Source organism: Vulcanisaeta sp. JCM 16161 (genome assembly GCF_001316285.1).
Genome location: NZ_BBDO01000006.1, coordinates 47,631 through 62,376, shown reverse-complemented (window position 1 = coordinate 62,376; position 14,746 = coordinate 47,631). Strand labels below are relative to the sequence as shown.

Here is a 14,746-nt window from a genome sequence, read left to right as displayed (position 1 = left end):
GCCGCACTAAGAATTCAGTACCTAACCCCATTGGAATTGCCTAATCTTGAGAATTACTTGATTAAGTAAGCATTGTATTCGTTAATAATTGGTAAAGAATTGGTTATTTTATATCAATAATAATTCATCATTATTCCCGAACTTAGTAACAACCCTTTTAATGGCGCACTACCCAGTACGAATTTCGTGAGTATAATACTTCACACAGCAAAGGGACCCTACGAATATAAAACATCAAGTGGTGAGTCAGTGTGGATATGCATGTGTGGTTTGAGTGATACATACCCAATATGCAGTGGTAAGCATAAGCTTGTGCGTGATGAGGAGGATAATAAGGTCTATGCATATGATCAGAGTGGCAATAGGCTTGGTGCAATAAATCTAGAGAACATCGAGAAATTAAGGAGGGTTTAATTGAAACCTCAGTATATACTTAACTTAAAATACCAATACCTGATACCCATTGTTTATGTAATACGCCACCCTATCACCGGCAGGGTGCAATTTAATGCCCATCTTAGTTAGCTGCTGGTCTATTCCCTTATTCCTCGCATAATTAATGCATGCACTATCAATTGCACCAGCCTTAACAACTTCTCAAAATTATCCTTAGCAGGACCCTCAAGTCTCAGAAGCCTTTCCTGGGCAGGGCCCCAAAAGATAACCTTGAAGTCCTCATACCTATTCGTATCGACCGTATTTGCGGCCATCGTTAGTGCTAGATCCATCTTAACGTCATCACTCATTATTAGGAAGACTACCTTCGCCATCGTGTTCCACTGCATTGATTAATTTATGTGCATTACGCGCCTGTTAGTGGTTCATTACCCGTTTCATGAATTCTCGCTAGACGCGATTGGTTTAAATAAGGATTAGGGTAGCCCTAACGTTGATGATCCAAGGAGAGAAGGGCAGAGATAGGTTGACAATACTTGGATTAACATCAATAGGGCACTTCATTAATGATGGAAACATGTGGCTAATACCTGGCATAATACTTCCTGTCCTAAATCAAATGGGCATTAACTATGCAATAATTGGATTATTATCAGCACTCTATGCCGCAGTATCAGCAATAGCGAGTCCATTGGTACCTCTTAGCATTAAGTGGCTTGGTGGCCACATGAGGGCCATGGCATTAGGCATGTTCCTATGGGCATTCGCCATCGGGCTATCGGCAATAGGCTTCTTGATACATAATCTATACCTCGTGTATATAGGCGTTGTTATAGCCGGTGTAGGCGCCGCTACTATCACCCAATAGGTAGTGCATTATTATCGGCCACCTATGGTGGAACCGCCGGCTCTGCCTGGGCATAAATGGCGCATTTGGGAGTCTTGGTAGGACGCTATACCCATTAATTGGGTCAATACTTGTGTTTGCAGGTACTGTAAGTGCCGTTTATAACTTATGGCTACTCGCCTGACAACCTTTATTGTGGGTCTCGTAGTATTATTATATGGTATTTACAAATTCGATATTAAGGCTTACGAAAGAAAGGACGGCGGGAGAGACCCACCTAGTAATTCCAGGTCCCTTAAGGCATCAATAATGCTAATAATATTACTATTCTTAATAACATTGCTTAGGAATACCGCTGGGCAGGGTATACAGACATTCCTTGGCATATACATAAATAAGGTGCTTGGCATAAAACTTAGTATAACCTACGGTGAGGTCCTATCGATATTGCTTGCCTCAGCCATAATAGGTCAACCAATACTCGGCTGGTTAAGTGATAGGGTTGGTAGGAGGTTCATGGCCTCCTTCTCAACATTCGCCTTTGCCATACTATTCATAGCCTTCATATACACGGGTAACTTGATCTTCGCATTCTTCGCCATACTCTTCGTATTAAGCAACTTCCCACTAATAATGGCTGTCCTCGGCGACTTATTCCCAAGGGAGCAGGTTAGTTGGGCAACATCGATTGTTTGGAATGGCGCTGTTACCGGCGGTAATGTGCTTGGATCATTAATAACGGGTTTGCTCGCGCAATATTACGTGCCGATTTACGGCGAAGTCGGCGCCCTTGAACACGCATTGCTAATAGTGCTTATACTGGCATTTATATCAGGTGCCTTATGGATTGCCGTACCCAAGCCGCCGAAGCGTACTAAGGTACCTCTATTTGGATGAATTGCATTTAGAATGCCCTAGTTATCAATGGGTCACTTGGCTTATAGATGTCACCATCCTTAACCAGAAATGATGAATCCACCAGGTTTTGTAATAACTCTGTCACTTTCTTATCATCGATGCGATAGCCCTCCCTAGCCTCTAGCATTCTCTTAACATCGCTCCACCTACATCCGTTCTTGCATAGACCATTATGGCGTAATAACGTTCTCTAGCTCCTCCCTACCCCTAAGGAAGTTCTCAAATTCCTGCCTAACAAGCTGCACTGCATACTCTAGCGTCCTCTTTATCGCCTCCTCATGATTGCCGAATTGCAGGTAATTAAAGCCGTAGTACGTTAACCAACCAGGTATACCACCCAGCTCATCATATGCACTTTCAATTACGCTATTACTTACGGAAATACCAACCTCCCTAAACCCGGTCTTAAGGAACTCAATCGATTGCTCTCTCGTAAATGGATTTACGCGAACTTCAAACATTGCTCTCCCAAACAATGGCGAACCTGGATCCTTAAGTCTTAAAAATCTATAAACCATGCCGATTTGAGACCCAGTAAATATGAAGCTCAATTTAAGATTATCGTAAGCATAGGCAAGTGAATACAATATATTAAATCCCTTCAGCTTCCTAAGTTCCTGGGATTCATCAAACACAATTACGATTCTACGGCCTTCACGCTCACTAATGCTAGACAACCTATCAAATAAATCAGCAAGCTCAACTCTATCTTTACCCCAACTTAATCTAATCTCGAACCCAGACCCCGAAATAATCACCCCACGAATTCCACGCAGTAATTCCCTCAGGAATCTCGGCCAAGTATTTAATGCCCTCTCGAATTCGTTCAATAGATGCCTATAGGTTATGTACGTATAGCCCTCATACTTCCTCAGGTCAAGGTATATCCATATTGCGTCTTTCTCCTCACTCATAAGCACCTTAACTAATGACGACTTACCACTCCTCCTTATGCCAAGCAATAAAGTGATTGGATAACCAAGCCCGGTCCTAAGCTTGTTCAATTCATCATCTCGATCAAACAAATCCTCTCTTCTTTCCTTAGGCTTTGGATCAAAGAGCACTGGCTACCTACAGTTACTGTAGGTAGCCAGTTATAAGTTTACACTTTAATGCATATAAGGACGCCTTATTAAACTAAATATTGTATATGCCCAGTTTCAGGTTCCCTAATGAAGTCACTGTGGAGTTGATTAAGGGCGATATAACAGAAATTGAGGCTGACGCTATTGTTAATGCCGCTAATTCGTATCTCGAACATGGCGGCGGTGTTGCCGGAGCCATCGTTAGGAAGGGCGGTTGGGTTATTCAGGAGGAGTCCAGGGAGTGGGTTAGGAAGTATGGTCCAGTTCCTGTGGGCGGAGTTGCTGTGACCAGTGCGGGTAGGTTGAAGCTAAGTACGTTATACACGCCGTTGGTCCTAGATGTGGTATTGAACCCATTGAGAAGCTTGATGACGCGGTCACAAACTCCCTTAGGAAGGCTGAGGAACTTAACCTAACGAGCATTGCCTTCCCAGCAATTAGTACAGGTATATTTGGATGTCCGTATGAGGATGCGGCGAGGATAATGGCACGTGCGATCAAGAGGGAGGCTTCAAACCTTAGGAGTGTTAAGAGGATAATCATTTGTCTCTATGGTGATGAGGCATTTAACGTATTTAGTAGGGTATTTAGTGATGAACTGAAAGAATTCAAACCTCAGTAAGGGGTGATCTCATCAATATCAGCCCGGAAACCTTAACATCACTCAAACAATTATAGCAGGACTCTTTAAATACTTATATTGCGCAACCTTTATTAAATTGCAATCAATTCCTCTTTTTAATATGAAGACCTGGTTACTAATAGCGCTGGCCTTCCTAGCAGGCCTTAGCGGAATGGCCGTTGCCGCCAACATGAATGGCGTACTCGCTTACCTAAGCTACCACTTACTCTTACCGCCACCCCCAACATATAGCACCGTTGCTGCCTACATAAACCTTGGTAACCTAACACCAGGGATGAGCGGCGTGGCTAAAGTCACGGCATATTTATACGTTAATTCCTCCGGATATTTCAAGGTTCAGCTTCACCATGAAGGCTTAGATGATGTGTTTAGTAATTTCACGGTTGTCGTAACCATAGGCAATCAGACGGTGGTTCTTAACCTACATAGGGATGAACATACCATTTACTTAATGCCTGGTAATTACACGGTATCAATAACCGTCTACTACACAGTTAAGCCTAATCCCAAGGGACCACCTAACGTTATCAATAGGCCATTAATAACGATAAAGCCCGTAGGTGAACATGAGGAGAAGCATGGAGGCAATTACACAGGATCTGATGATCAGGGTAATGACGATAATCAAGGATCTGAGGGTTAATATACTGATCTCTTAATCCTAAGTTAAAAATTACCTAACGGGTTTCTGCTTCTTTCCTTGCAATATTGCCTTCAGGCTGACCCCATTAACCATTATAACCCTAAACCTAACACCCGGTAGATCTCCATAAGCCCTACCCTCAGGTCCGCCTATTCTCTCGATTATTACCTCATCATGCTCATTTATTATGTTCAACCCACCATCCCAAGGCACGAACGCCGTGACCACCTTACCATTCTTAGTTATTTGGACCCTGACACAGTTACCAGTTACTAAACCATTAGCAATGAAGTTGTGGTAAGGACTTTCTGTGGTTACATCCCAAAGTCTATCATTCCATTCAACGGGCTTAACTTCAGTAACGATATCCCATACAAGGCCTGAACTGCCTAGTCCCAGTGTGTTCTCAATAACCCATTTACCAAATGGTGGTATTCTAGCGGTCTTACCTACGTAATGATCATTCTTAATACCCCTCACCCATTTGTAAATCGTAGCCTTATTAACCTTATACCCAGCGCTTCTTACTGCCTTAATAATGCTGTGCCAGTCATGTCCCTCGGCCAATAATTTCTTGGTTAATTCATAAGCCCTTACGTAGTGTTGCCAAATCATGGTCTTCCTACGTAAGTACTCATATGCTAATACCGCTAATGAATCACGTTCTCTATTGTATGCATAGCCAATTCTTCCAAAGAACCTTAATAGATTCTCAGTCCTGCTGAGTATCGTGAATTTCAACCTAACGGTCTTAATGCCATCTCTCCTAATGACACCTTCGTTAATAGTTATGGGGGTTGTCTCTATGCCAAATTCATTAAGTAGTGTTCTGATGTCGTTTAAGAAGGCAACACCATTATCCACTAAACTCTCTGCCTTATGGATTACTAATGACAATGGCTGGAACGTCTTACCATTTTTCTCTACCCGCGGTTTTTCTAATTCACTACCAAAGTATGCCGCTAAGAACTCAGCCTTAACATCCAGTGGCGCCTTCATTATCCACTCAGGGACTCTATATGCCTGTAATGCCTTATCACCTACAGGGACTCCCAGCGCCTTAAGTAGTACGAATAACGTTATTGAATTAACAAAAACAACGTATGATTTACCACTAATTACTTGAACTTGACCATCGCTCCAAGTAACGATACTCTCACGATTATACTCCTTGACCTTTGATGGCTTAAACCCCAACTCAATAACATCATTAATGATATCCTCAAGGTCAGCGGGATCTCCGCTAAACGCCACCTTACCCTCGTAACCATTGCCACCCCTGGCATAGCTTAATGAGCCATCACCAAATAAGTGACCAACGAGTCGTGCAAGTCTATAAATATTCCTATTATTATATTTAAGTGGCAGTAACCCGAGCCCCTTAAGCTTGTTTATTATATCATCAACCTTAGAATTGGGCGGTGCTACCCTCTTAATATCGTCCTCGGTTAGTATAACCCTATCATCACTGAGGGCGTAGGCTTCAATGGGCTCCCTTGGATATACAGCCACGTAATCACCAGGCCTAACCTCCTTTAACGGCACCACTCCCTTGCTCGTATATATAGGATGGTCTCCACTAGCTATTATCCTCCTACCGTAAAGTGTCTTTAATTCATAAACACCGTCTTCCTTAAATTCCTCAGATCCTATATGGAAAAAAATCTATAAGATGCGTGGGCTCGATTAACTTAGAATCCCTATTAAAATGAATTATTGATATCTCATGCCACTTATCAATCAAATTTATTATCTTAGTAGCCACCCTGGGCGTTAAATTAATCAACGTGTCTGGAGCCACGCACTTCCTCACGGCAGCGTTTGGTTTCCTTGCCTCCACGCCGACCTTCTCAAGGACTATCCCCCTAGCCATTGGTGCTCCCTCTAACGGGTCAAACTTCTTGGCTATGCCTAGCATTCTCCTCTTATAGTACGTGTCGCTCCACCTGAACCTCTTCCTCTTCTCCTTCAATCCCCTGGCAGCAAACATGCCAAGTGGTGATTTTTTTACCGGGCATTGCTATCACCGTGATTTAAGTGCTTATTTACTTTTTCCTCACGTCACTGGCTTTGTTCTGGTGATACTATCTTTATTTTATCAATATCGAAGTACCGCTTAGCTAATAACTTGGCTCTATTTATGTTCCTTCCCTGCCTACCTATTGCTATTGCCTTGTCCTCATTGTGTACCGTGGCTATGGCTATACTTCCATTATTGGGTAACTTCGTTATTTTAACTGAGAGGACCCTCGCTGGGTAAAGGCTGTTTTTAATAAGTTCCTCCGGAGTCTCTCCATACTCAACAACCTCGACATCCTTACCCGTTAATTCCTTCAGTTTCCTAATATTAATACCATTCTTACCAACAGCAAGTGGTGCGAAATTCTTATCAACTATAAATATTATTCTGTTGTATTGAGGGTCTATTACCGTATCCCTTGGTGTTATTCCAGTTATTTTTTTCAAACAACGCTACATATCGAATTTCCTCTTCTGTTAATCTAATGCTTGGCATTATGATCACCCAGTACGTTGTGTTACTAAAGCCAATATATTGCTTTCTCCTGGATCAATTATGGCTATTGTCGAGATCTTAAAGGGCTTTCTAACGGCTGCACCAAGGTCCCAGCTTGATCCCTGAAACACATACACAGGCACATTTGATAACTTTGCATAGTACTGTACTGTGTTCATGACATCAGCCGGCGCATTAGACGCTAGTATTACCAGTTTTGCTGAACCGTCAATTACCGCCTTAAGCGATTTCCTATAACCAAGCATTACCTTACCCGTGTTCAACGCAACCTGTAGTTCTCGTGAAATATCAATCATTCAAGACAGCCCTGAAAAAAACCCTATTTAAACCTAATGCCAACGATAGGCCTAGGTATTATTTTACTCGAATTCCATTAGCAACTGAACAATACCTGTGCCAATCGGTATGTACTTACCAGCAAGAACGCTCTCGACAACACCCCTGAAGCTCTCCAACTCACCCTTAATTGAGGCCTCGACGAGGTTCTTAACCGTAACCTCAAAGGCAGCCCTGGCCAGCGGGCTTTCCTTCTCACCAACAACGCCATGCCTACCAACCTGCCTAACCCTGCCTGTCCAAGTCATTACGTCGGAAATAAGCATTAGGTGCCTAATATCCGTGTCCAAACCCTGCTGGTCAAGAACCTTCTTCAACTCCCTCATAATGACTGTCCTTGCAGCCTCTATGCCCAATACCTCCGCAACCTCATGAATATCGTTGGATATCGTCCTCCTATAATCAACCCCGTCTATTGTGAGGACTGCCTCCAGGTTCGTACCCTCAGTCTCTATTATCCATTCACCATCCTTATACCTAACTAGGGTCTTCTTAACATTCTTAATACCGGCAAGCCTGGTCTGCATCACCTTATCCCTAATTCTCCTTAGCTTTATTATGTCGGCCTCCTCTAACGTGATCCTAATGACATTACCCTCAATTTCCACCTGGGCACCCTTACCCTTAATCCTCTCCACAACCTTCCTAACATCCTCCATACTCAAACCCCTTTGCTTAAGTTCATCCTCGTCAATCTCAATGGTTATTTGTGAATTTATGTAATCAACCTCAACACTCTTGGTAACGTTTTCTATCGTCGTTAACTGGATCTTATAGGCAACCTCCTGAGCCTTGTTCGGGTCATTCCTATGCTCTTCATCTAGGTATATCGTCATCATGGGTACCGACGGCTTCCTCCTGGCATCAACGAGTTCTATCATTCTTGGTAAACCAAGCGCCATCGAGAACTCCCTAAGCCCTGCGAAGTGGAATGACCTAAGGATCATCTGTGTGCTTGGCTCACCAACAGATTGCGCAGTAACAATGCCAATAGCCTCTCCTGGATCAATAAGCATTTTATAGTACTCATCAACCAATATCTTAACTAATCTCGCTAATTGCTCCCTAGTTATTTCCACGCCTGATAACTTGTTTCTCAGTTCATCAATAATCCTTGGAGGCAGTATATTAGCTAATTGGGCTAATATGTTATTCAACTCCTCCTGCGATACCACGTTCCTCGCCTCAGCCATACCCATCACCTATTAATGCCTGCCCTCCTAAATATCTCATCTAAATTAAGCCTTCCGTGGTCGCTCTTACTAACGTCAATACCATCCTCAGCATACTTAGTCTGTATTATGGAGCCTGAGGCGTTCCTCACAGTTCCATCATAGGCAACATAAATATCCTGCAATGCATTAATGAGCCTCCTCTGCATGTAGCCGCTCTGGGCTGTTCTGACGGCAGTATCCACTAGGCCATCCCTACCACCAGCTGCATGGAAGAAGAACTCAATCGGTGATAAGCCCACCTTGAAGTTGTCCCTAACGAATCCCTTAGCTATTGGCCGAGGTCACCAGGTTCGAAATGAGCCGTAGTCCTTCCAGTGAATCCCCTCTTAAAGCGCTCACCCCTTATTGTCTGTTGACCAATCATAGCCACCATCTGCGTTATATTGACAATACTACCCTGGCGCCTGTCTTAGCCATTATGTACGCCTCACCGTCCTTATTGATATACTTCTCAGCAACACGGGCTGCGGCCTCCCTAACACGCTTAACTCTATCGTTATGTCATTCTCTAATGTCTCCTCAACCGTTAAGCCAGGCTCAGCCTCAAGCTTACCCTCCCTAAACCTCTGTATGTAATCAAGGACCTTCCTCTCACTCTCCTCATAGAGCTTCTCAAGCTCCCTATAGCTCTCGGGTGGCATCTCCAGTGAATCGATACCCATCGAGAATCCCCTAAGGTCTAGGAACCTGAGTAACGCCCTTAGTATTGAGTCGACCCACTTCCTTGCATAGTCATTGCCGTACCTCTTAACTATTACGTGCCATAGCGAGTCAACCTGCTCAGCACCAATGGACTTCTTATCCAGGACTCCAGTGGCCATATAACCATTAATCACTATTATGTACTCATCTGTGTAGCAGTTGTATGGATCCTTGCAACTCTCCTTAATTGCCGTTGGTTGAACCCAGTTTAGGTCCTTGGGCAGGAGCATTGATATGACTTGTTTACCCGTCCAAAGCTCCTTCGGGTGCATTATGGCCGGCTCATCAATTTCACCATCATAATTAGCCGCGGCCAGTAGGTACATGAGCAATTCCTTATTTATGAATGTGTCCTTCCTAGTTAATAGGTAACCGCCCGTTATGTAGTCCTGCCTAGCACCTATTATTGGCCCACCATACCTAGGCGTTATTATGTGATTCTGAACAAGCATCAACGTCTTAGCCTCAGCCCTAGCCTCCTCATTCTGCGGCACATGTAGGTTCATCTCATCCCCATCAAAGTCCGCGTTATATGGCGGGCAAACAGCTAGATGAAGCCTAAAGGTCCTGCCAGGCAATACCCTAACTATGTGGCCCATCATCGACATCCTATGTAGACTTGGCTGTCTATTGAATAGCACAATGTCTCCATTCATTAAGTGCCTTTCAACTATGAATCCAGGGGCCAGCTTATTGGCCAGTTCACGCCTATCCCTGAAGTACCTAAGGTCAACCCTTCTACCGTCTGGGTAAATCACGTAATTGGCGCCAGGCCATACCTCAGGACCATTAAGCACCAACTGCCTAGCCAGTTCGAGATTCCACTCAGTAACCGTCATAGGTACCGTTAATATCTTAGCAACGTCTATTGGGACACCAACTTCATTGATGCTTAGGTTGGGATCTGGGCTGATTACGGTCCTTGATGAGAAGTCAACCCTCTTACCTGATAGGCTTCCCCTGAATCTACCCTCCTTACCCTTAAGCCTCTGGGCCAGGGTCTTTAGTGGCCTACCGCTCCTATGCTTGACTGGTGGTAGGTTTGGTAATTCATTATTGAAGTAGGTGGCCACGTGATACTGGAGTAGGTCCCATAATTGATCAACCACACTACTTGGCGCGCCTGAGTCAATGGCCGTTCTAAGCTTCTCATTGACCCTAACAATATCAACGAGCTTATGCGTCAAGTCATCCTCACTCCTCTGCCCTGTCTCTAGCTGTATTGAGGGCCTAACCTGCGGTGGCGGTACAGGTAATACCGTTAAAATCGCCCACTCAGGCCTTGCGAACTTCGGATCCCAACCCAATAACTCCAGGTCGCTGTCTGGAATCTTCTCAAGTCTCTCCCTAATCTTCATTGGATCAAGCTTCTCCAAGACACCATTCTCCTTCTCCTCATAGAACGTGTACGGCCTCTCAAACCTAATCTTATACTGCTTAGCACCGCAATGTGGGCATACGGTCCTCTCCATGGCCTTCTTCCTAATCCTCTCAATAAGCCTATCGGCAAGCAATTTCCACCTAACCCTCAGCCTAGCCAACCTCTTACTATACTTCTCGATCTCCTCGTCCGTTAATAATATCCTACCGCATTCCCTACAGGTTGTCCTAAGCAGGTCATGGATATACTTAGCATACTCAACATGTATTACCGGCCTTGCGAGCTCTATCCTACCGAAATGCCCAGGGCACTTATCGGGTGGATTGCCACAGGTCTCGCACCTGGCACCAGGCTCAACAACGCCTAATCTCCTATCCATTAATCCACCGACCATCGGCCTACCAGCTCATCATAGGTCTCCGACGTCGTTATCTCCATGACGGACATCGACCTTATGATGTCCGGCGAGAGAATCGAGAATTTAATGGCCTTTATGGCCTTAAGCGGTATTTCCTCCTCCCTAACGGATACCTTCTCGGTCTGGGCTACCATCCCTCACCACCTCCCTGACCAACAATTAAATAAACCTTATCAGGCCCTCCTCTCCTCAATTAGATCACCCACCTCAATCCTTGGGTAAATACCTAGACTCATTAATTCCTGGAGCAATAATTTAAATGCATAGGGCACAACAACCCTCGCAATCCTACCCTTATCACCGTGTATTGGACAAACAGGCTTACCCTTATTGGAGTCATACCAAGCAATCATGCCGCAATCCTCGCAGACATACATAACATACTTATCACTGGACTCAACAAGTCTCTCCCTAAGTAGGGCGGCTGCACCATGGGCTATCAATACATCCCTCTCCATCTCACCAAGCCTGAGACCACCCTCCCTAGACCTACCCTCCGTTGGTTGTCTAGTCAGTATCTGTACGGGACCCCTCGCCCTAGCATGTATCTTATCAGCAACCATATGGTGAAGCTTCTGATAATAAACAACGCCAATGAATATGTCGGCTCAAGCTCCTACCGGTCAATCCACTATACATGACCTCCTTACCATCCCACCTAAAGCCAGACCTAATGAGCAAGTCTCTGAGCTCCTCCTCAGTCACGCCCTCAAACGGCGTTGCATCAATCATGACGCCCCTCAATGCCGCGACCTTACCAGCCATGGACTCAAGTAGTTGGCCAACGGTCATTCTACTCGGTAATGCATGTGGATTAACTATTATGTCTGGTGTTATTCCATCCTCTGTGAATGGCATGTCCTGCATTGGTATCATCATGCCCATGACACCCTTCTGCCCATGCCTACTGGCGAATTTATCACCAAGCTCCGGCACCCTCAACTCCCTGACCTTAACCTTAACGAGCTTGTAGCCTTCGTTAGTTTCCGTAACCACCACACTATCGACAATGCCCTTCTCACCACGCCTAACGGTTATTGACGAATCCCTCCTAGCGCTGGATACCACTGTTTCTGTATATACGCCATAGAACCTCGGCGGTGATGTCTTGCCTATCAGCACCTCACCGCCCGAAACAAATACCTCAGGTGATACGATACCATCCTCATCTAGGTGAGCGTAGGCCTCAGGTCCTTTATAACCCCTGACCTCGGCAGACGGTATTTCTATCCTATCCTCCTCACCACCTGGGTACCTCATCTGCTCTGTTTCGTATGTTCTAAAGAATACGCTCCTATACATACCCCTCTCAATGGCTGACTTATTCAGTATAACGGCATCTTCCATGTTATAGCCCGTGTATGTTAATAACGCAACCACCGCGTTCTGCCCTGCCGGCCTCTCTAAGTAGCCATTAAGCTCTATTCCCCTCGTTATTACCAACGGCCTCTCAGGATAAATAAGTAGGTGACCCCTACTATCCATTCTAAACCTGTAATTAGCAGCTGGGAATCCGAGACTCTGCTTCGCCATTGCAGCCTCATAGATATTCCTGGGTGATTGGTTGTGCTCTGCGTACGGTATTATGGATGCCACGGCACCAATCATGACTGACGGTATTACCTCCATATGTGTGTACTTACTCATGTCCTCCTCGGGGTTAATGGCCACCAGGCATTCTCCTCCTCATCACCATCAAGGTACTCAATTATGCCATTACTAATCAGGTCGCTCCAAGTCCACTCACCCTTCCTCAACTTCTCAATATGTTCGGGCCTTAGTCTTGGCTTTCCGTTATCAATGATTATTAATGGTCTTCTAAGCCTACCACCGTCACAGTTAACCCTAACCTCATCAAGGTACTCATTCCTTATCCTAGCAACATTAATCTCATGATTAATCTGCCCCCTCCTCCTCATCTCCCTAATCGTACTAACCAACTTATCAGGCTCTGTATGAATGCCTATTAACCTACCATTCAGGTAAACCTCAGTACCCTTAACACCCTCCTTCCTAGCCTTCAGTATTGGTACAACGCCTAAGTCATAAAGCATTTTCTCGACCTCATTCTCATCAACACCGACTGTTATTGTGGCTAGTAATGCCAGGTTCTTCACCAAGCCGCAGTTCTGGCCCTCAGGAGTCTCAATTGCACAAAGCCTACCCCACTGGGTTGGGTGTAAGTCCCTGGCCTCGAAATGAGGTTGTGTCCTGCTTAGATTAGAAACGACCCTTCTCAAGTGGCTTAGTGTTGACATGATGTTGGTCCTATCAAGCATCTGCGACACTCCTGTCCTACCGCCTATCCAGTTACCCGTGGCCAATGCATGCCTTATCCTCTCAGTTATTATGTCTGCCCTAACAAGCGTAACTAAGCTCGGTATCTTACCCCTCGAATAATGCCTCTCCAGTTGTTGTCTAATGTCCTGAATCACCTGCCTAAACACGGCCCTAAACAACTGAGCCATTAGGTCACCAACGAGCCTAACCCTCTTGTTGGCTATGTGGTCCTTATCATCGGGCTGCCTACGCCCAAGGTACATCTCAATTACTCCCTTAACCATCTGCCCAACCATCAATGCCTTCCTTATCCTGGCATCCTCGGTAGTGCCAGGTGAGGCAGGAAGTACTTATCAAGAACCTGCTTCGCCCTCTCAATCCTAACCTCCCTGGGCTGCCCAATGGCTACCTTACTGCCTATGAAGTCCAGCGCGTCATCAACCGTGCTGGCGATTTGAACGGAGAATTGAAGTGAAGGTAATAATTCATTCTGTATGTCAGGGTCATCGCTCACCGCAAGCACTATGTCCTCATCCGTCTCTAGGCCAAGCGCCTCATTACTATTGGGAATGGTATCCTGGTGGCTATTGCAGGGAATGTCACGTATATAATGCCGTCCTTATGCCTCTCGACCGTGACGGTAGTCTTATACCAGCGCCAATCGATATTACCTTGGCTACGTGGGTAATGCTAGCCTTGTCACCCTTGTCGTAAAACGGCTTATTTGGAGCCAAATCCTCTTGGGAGACTATGACTCTCTCACTACCATTAATGATGAAGTAACCGCCTGGGTCATCCGGGTCCTCAAGCTTACTGATTAATTCCTGCCGTTTAAGCCCATATAAGTTGCAGAACTTTGACCTAACCATTATTGGTAGGTCGCCGATGTAGACCTTCTGCCTATCAACCTCCTCATCATTCACATAAAGCACCATCGTTAGGTAAAGCGGTGCTGCATAGGTTAGGTTCCTGAGCCTAGCCTCCATTGGGTAGAGTATGTGTTCACTTGCGTCTGCCTCCCTAACCCTTGGCTTCCCAACCTCAATCCTCTCAAGCTTTATGTAGAGACCCTTAACCTCTGTCTCGATTATGCTGTTCTCATTAACAATCTCCTGCAGCTTCTTCTCCACAAAGTCATTGAATGAATCAATCTGATGCCTAACGAGGCCGCCCTCCCTAATGAATGCCCTTACCAACTCCCACCTATCGTCTGATGATGGGAATGCCGTGTAAGCCCTCTTAGACCTTAGGATTGGTATTGGCACTGAGTTCAGCATCTTACCATGCTCAATGTTAGGATTATCCGTTGGCATGATTAATCACCCC

The 14,746-nt window shown here is 45.2% G+C and carries 9 protein-coding genes and 5 pseudogenes; 5 read left to right on the top strand and 9 right to left on the bottom strand.

Going from position 1 to position 14,746, the window contains the following annotated elements; translation table 11 throughout:
• The first annotated feature begins 186 nt into the window (after positions 1-186).
• On the top strand, positions 187-414 hold the full coding sequence (locus JCM16161_RS08640; RefSeq protein WP_054855598.1) for a CDGSH iron-sulfur domain-containing protein: 228 nt from the start codon (positions 187-189) through the stop codon (positions 412-414).
• 119 nt (positions 415-533) lie between these two features.
• Here the strand turns inward: JCM16161_RS08640 and JCM16161_RS08635 are convergent, their stop codons facing one another.
• Positions 534-770 carry a hypothetical protein gene (locus JCM16161_RS08635; protein ID WP_243670998.1) on the bottom strand — a complete coding sequence of 79 codons (237 nt, stop codon included), beginning with the start codon at positions 768-770 and terminating at the stop codon, positions 534-536.
• Between the two features lie 122 nt (positions 771-892).
• Between JCM16161_RS08635 and JCM16161_RS17300 the strand changes: the two genes are divergently transcribed.
• Entirely contained in the window at positions 893-1,264 is a 372-nt protein-coding gene (locus JCM16161_RS17300) for a hypothetical protein (RefSeq protein WP_243670996.1), read from the top strand.
• A 174-nt stretch (positions 1,265-1,438) separates the two neighbouring features.
• Positions 1,439-2,140, top strand: a complete 702-nt coding sequence (locus JCM16161_RS17295) for an MFS transporter (RefSeq protein WP_243670994.1) — start codon at positions 1,439-1,441, stop codon at positions 2,138-2,140.
• A 7-nt stretch (positions 2,141-2,147) separates the two neighbouring features.
• On the opposite strand, the gene JCM16161_RS17290 is transcribed toward JCM16161_RS17295, so the two are convergent.
• Entirely contained in the window at positions 2,148-2,288 is a 141-nt protein-coding gene (locus tag JCM16161_RS17290; RefSeq protein WP_243670993.1) for a hypothetical protein, read from the bottom strand.
• A gap of 43 nt (positions 2,289-2,331) precedes the next feature.
• Entirely contained in the window at positions 2,332-3,225 is an 894-nt protein-coding gene (locus JCM16161_RS08625; RefSeq protein WP_243670991.1) for an ATP-binding protein, read from the bottom strand.
• Positions 3,226-3,311: 86 nt separating this feature from the next.
• Between JCM16161_RS08625 and JCM16161_RS08620 the strand changes: the two are divergent.
• Both JCM16161_RS08620 and JCM16161_RS08615 read left to right on the top strand, forming a co-directional pair.
• Positions 3,312-3,868: pseudogene (locus JCM16161_RS08620) on the top strand (ADP-ribose-binding protein).
• 121 nt (positions 3,869-3,989) lie between these two features.
• Positions 3,990-4,532 carry a hypothetical protein gene (locus JCM16161_RS08615; RefSeq protein WP_054855597.1) on the top strand — a complete coding sequence of 181 codons (543 nt, stop codon included), beginning with the start codon at positions 3,990-3,992 and terminating at the stop codon, positions 4,530-4,532.
• 30 nt (positions 4,533-4,562) lie between these two features.
• Here the strand turns inward: JCM16161_RS08615 and JCM16161_RS17285 are convergent.
• The 6 genes and pseudogenes from JCM16161_RS17285 to JCM16161_RS17280 all read right to left on the bottom strand — a co-directional run bounded on the left by JCM16161_RS17285 (position 4,563) and on the right by JCM16161_RS17280 (position 14,697).
• Positions 4,563-6,522 (bottom strand): annotated as a pseudogene (locus tag JCM16161_RS17285) (intein-containing 30S ribosomal protein S12).
• A 71-nt stretch (positions 6,523-6,593) separates the two neighbouring features.
• Positions 6,594-7,047, bottom strand: a pseudogene (locus tag JCM16161_RS08600) (NusA-like transcription termination signal-binding factor).
• Between the two features lie 5 nt (positions 7,048-7,052).
• On the bottom strand, positions 7,053-7,364 hold the full coding sequence (locus JCM16161_RS08595; RefSeq protein WP_054855596.1) for a 50S ribosomal protein L30e: 312 nt from the start codon (positions 7,362-7,364) through the stop codon (positions 7,053-7,055).
• 63 nt (positions 7,365-7,427) lie between these two features.
• On the bottom strand, positions 7,428-8,579 hold the full coding sequence (gene rpoA2, locus JCM16161_RS08590) for a DNA-directed RNA polymerase subunit A'' (protein ID WP_054855699.1): 1,152 nt from the start codon (positions 8,577-8,579) through the stop codon (positions 7,428-7,430).
• Positions 8,580-8,602: 23 nt separating this feature from the next.
• Positions 8,603-11,274, bottom strand: a pseudogene (gene rpoA1, locus JCM16161_RS08585) (DNA-directed RNA polymerase subunit A').
• Positions 11,275-11,313: 39 nt separating this feature from the next.
• Positions 11,314-14,697, bottom strand: a pseudogene (locus tag JCM16161_RS17280) (DNA-directed RNA polymerase subunit B).
• Between the last annotated feature and the right edge of the window lie 49 nt (positions 14,698-14,746).

What these genes read in the sequence shown, in the direction of transcription:
- JCM16161_RS17290 (WP_243670993.1), bottom strand. Translation starts at nt 2,288, where the DNA reads ATGCTAGAGGCTAGGGAGGGCTATCGCATCGATGATAAGAAAGTGACA.
- JCM16161_RS08635 (WP_243670998.1), bottom strand. Translation starts at nt 770, where the DNA reads ATGGCGAAGGTAGTCTTCCTAATAATGAGTGATGACGTTAAGATGGAT.
- JCM16161_RS08595 (WP_054855596.1), bottom strand. Translation starts at nt 7,364, where the DNA reads ATGATTGATATTTCACGAGAACTACAGGTTGCGTTGAACACGGGTAAG.
- JCM16161_RS08615 (WP_054855597.1), top strand. Translation starts at nt 3,990, where the DNA reads ATGAAGACCTGGTTACTAATAGCGCTGGCCTTCCTAGCAGGCCTTAGC.
- JCM16161_RS17300 (WP_243670996.1), top strand. Translation starts at nt 893, where the DNA reads ATGATCCAAGGAGAGAAGGGCAGAGATAGGTTGACAATACTTGGATTA.